Origin of the sequence: Streptococcus oralis, from assembly GCF_001578945.1 — a bacterium.
Taxonomy (GTDB): domain Bacteria; phylum Bacillota; class Bacilli; order Lactobacillales; family Streptococcaceae; genus Streptococcus; species Streptococcus oralis_Q.
Genome location: NZ_KQ969552.1, coordinates 212,451 through 214,853, shown reverse-complemented (window position 1 = coordinate 214,853; position 2,403 = coordinate 212,451). Strand labels below are relative to the sequence as shown.

Annotated in this window: 2 protein-coding genes and 2 pseudogenes; all 4 read left to right on the top strand. The window is 43.9% G+C overall.

Annotation, left to right across the window (positions count from 1 at the left end; genetic code table 11):
- Positions 1-83: pseudogene (locus SORDD16_RS10715) on the top strand (primosomal protein DnaI); the annotation flags it as partial.
- Complete coding sequence (locus SORDD16_RS06445) at positions 80-793, top strand: NADPH-dependent oxidoreductase (protein ID WP_061452785.1); 714 nt, start codon at positions 80-82, stop codon at positions 791-793. The pseudogene SORDD16_RS10715 and the gene SORDD16_RS06445, both read left to right, overlap by 4 nt.
- Positions 794-806: 13 nt before the next feature.
- On the top strand, positions 807-2,117 hold the full coding sequence (gene der / locus SORDD16_RS06440; RefSeq protein WP_061452784.1) for a ribosome biogenesis GTPase Der: 1,311 nt from the start codon (positions 807-809) through the stop codon (positions 2,115-2,117).
- Between the two features lie 78 nt (positions 2,118-2,195).
- Positions 2,196-2,403: pseudogene (locus SORDD16_RS11895) on the top strand (hypothetical protein); the annotation flags it as partial.

The following is a 2,403-nucleotide window of genomic DNA, read 5'->3' as shown; positions in this document are numbered from 1 at the left end:
AGACCTGGGAAGCTAGACGGGTCATGGAACGAATCCGTTATTTGGCTGAGGAAACGAGACTAGAAGGAGAAAATCGCCGATGACAGAAACCATTAAACTGATGAAAGCTCATACATCGGTTCGTCGCTTTAAGGAGCAAGAGATTCCTCAAGCAGATTTGGAAGAGATTTTGACTGCTGGACAAATGGCGTCATCTTGGAAAAATTTCCAATCCTACTCTGTGATTCTTGTGCGCAGTCAAGAGAAGAAAGATGCCTTATATGAGTTGGTTCCGCAGGAAGCCATTCGCCAGTCAGCAGCCTTTTTGCTCTTTGTCGGTGACTTGAACCGAGCTGAAAAGGGATCAAGGCTTCATACGGACACTTTCCAACCTCAAGGGGTAGAAGGTCTCCTTATCACGTCTGTAGACGCGGCGCTTGCTGGTCAAAACACCTTGCTTGCTGCTGAGAGTCTGGGCTATGGTGGTGTTATCATCGGTTTGGTTCGTTACAAGTCGGAAGAAGTGGCAGAGCTTTTTAACTTGCCTGACTATACCTACCCAGTTTTTGGGATTGCCCTTGGTGTGCCAAATCAACAACACGATGTCAAACCGAGACTGCCTTTGAACCAAGTGGTATTTGAAGAAGAATACCAAGAACAGACAGTTTCAGCGATTTTGGACTATGACAAAGTTCAGGCAGACTATGCTGGTGCGCGTGCGACGACCTCTTGGAGTCAACGTTTGGCAGAGCAGTTTGGTCAAGCCGAACCTAGTTCAACTCGGAAAAATCTAGAACAGAAAAAGTTATTGTAGAAAGTGAGAAAACATGGCCTTACCAACTATTGCCATTGTGGGACGTCCCAATGTTGGGAAATCAACCCTATTTAATCGGATCGCTGGTGAGCGAATTTCAATCGTAGAAGATGTCGAGGGTGTGACACGTGACCGTATCTATGCAACGGGTGAGTGGCTCAATCGTTCCTTTAGTATGATTGATACAGGAGGAATTGACGATGTCGATGCTCCCTTCATGGAACAAATCAAGCACCAGGCAGAAATTGCCATGGAAGAAGCCGATGTTATCGTTTTTGTGGTGTCTGGGAAAGAAGGAATCACGGATGCGGACGAATACGTAGCTCGCAAACTCTATAAAACCCATAAACCTGTTATCCTTGCGGTTAACAAGGTTGATAATCCTGAGATGCGAAATGACATCTATGATTTCTATGCGCTAGGATTGGGGGAACCACTGCCAATTTCGTCTGTCCACGGTATCGGGACAGGGGATGTGCTGGATGCCATCGTGGAAAATCTACCAAATGAAGTTGAAGAAGAAAATCCAGACGTGATCAAATTCAGCTTGATTGGCCGTCCAAACGTTGGAAAATCAAGCTTGATCAACGCCATTTTGGGAGAAGACCGCGTGATTGCCAGCCCAGTAGCTGGAACAACGCGTGATGCCATTGATACCCATTTTACAGATGCGGATGGCCAAGAGTTTACCATGATTGATACAGCTGGTATGCGTAAGTCTGGTAAAGTCTATGAAAATACGGAGAAATACTCTGTCATGCGTGCCATGCGTGCCATTGACCGTTCTGACGTGGTCTTGATGGTCCTCAATGCGGAAGAAGGAATCCGTGAGTATGATAAGCGTATCGCAGGTTTTGCCCACGAAGCAGGTAAAGGGATGATTATCGTGGTCAATAAGTGGGATACTCTTGAGAAAGACAACCACACCATGAAGAAATGGGAAGAAGATATTCGTGAGCAGTTCCAATATCTACCTTACGCACCGATTATCTTCGTGTCGGCTCTTACCAAGCAACGTCTCCACAAACTGCCTGAGATGATCAAGCAAATCAGTGAAAGCCAAAACACCCGTATCCCATCAGCTATCTTGAACGATGTCATTATGGATGCCATTGCTATCAATCCAACACCGACAGACAAAGGAAAACGCCTCAAGATTTTCTATGCGACCCAAGTGGCAACAAAACCACCAACCTTTGTCATCTTTGTCAATGAAGAAGAACTCATGCACTTCTCTTACTTGCGTTTCTTGGAAAATCAAATCCGCAAGGCCTTTGTCTTTGAAGGAACACCGATTCACTTGATCGCGAGAAAGCGGAAATAAACAAGTAAGATCTGGGATGACATTTCCAGATCTTTTTGATAGAATGAAGTCAAAGAAAACGTTATCAAAAAGAGGTGTATGATGGAGAAATTTTTTATATTATTGCTATTGTCACCCTACTTTTATTTTTTTCATTGGATTGAGAAGGTGGATAAAGACAGTAAATATTTCGTATTGTTTTATTACTTTTTCTGGATTTATCTCCCGTTGTGGGCTTTGTTCAGTATCGCTTTTACCGTTTTTTCATTCTTAATTTTCAATATTGTCTTGAAAAATCCCATGGATC

Excerpts from the sequence above, each read along its gene's own strand:
- SORDD16_RS06445 (WP_061452785.1), top strand. The coding sequence starts at position 80 with ATGACAGAAACCATTAAACTGATGAAAGCTCATACATCGGTTCGTCGC.
- der (WP_061452784.1), top strand. The coding sequence starts at position 807 with ATGGCCTTACCAACTATTGCCATTGTGGGACGTCCCAATGTTGGGAAA.